This is a genomic window from Vibrio sp. 10N.222.48.A3 (assembly GCF_041475345.1).
Classification (GTDB): Bacteria; Pseudomonadota; Gammaproteobacteria; order Enterobacterales; family Vibrionaceae; genus Vibrio; species Vibrio tasmaniensis_A.
In genome coordinates, this window is sequence record NZ_JBFRVX010000373.1 from 1 (window position 1) to 549 (window position 549).

At 39.3% G+C, this 549-nt stretch carries 1 pseudogene; it reads left to right on the forward strand.

The features are described from left to right. Positions 1 to 192, forward strand: a pseudogene (locus AB4653_RS11630) (quinolinate synthase NadA); the annotation flags it as partial. Positions 193 to 549 lie beyond the last annotated feature (357 nt).

Here is a 549-nt window from a genome sequence, read left to right on the forward strand (position 1 = left end):
TGTCGAAGCTGCGCGCACTGTCCTTGGATGGCAATGAACGGCCTTGAAGCGATTGAAAATGCGCTTGAGAATGGTGGCGAGCAACACGAGATCTTCGTTTCTGACGAACTGCGCGTGAAGTCCCTTATCCCATTGAACCGCATGCTAGATTTTGCTGAGCAATTAAATGTGCAGGTAAAAGGTAACGCTTAATCTAATGACGTGAGGTTATAAATAATCCAATATTTATAACTCTGCAGTCTTTATAATGTGGTGCATTTGTCATCATTAAAAAAACCAGCCGCAGTGCTGGTTTTTTGTATCTGAATATTCGCCTTAGTCTAGTCTCATTAGCTGCTGCAATTTACACTAGATATGACCAATCGTAGCAAATACCACTATTAGCAATACCTATAATAGTAAACAATGGGTCAGCCTAGTTTGTTAAATCACTTGATAACATCGTTAGAAATCTTGATTGTAGAATAACGACTTATCGAAGTTTCTTGTCGAAAATAGCTGCCTTGTTCTTAAGCCTTTTTCCTGAGAGTTTTATGCTCACTTACTTAC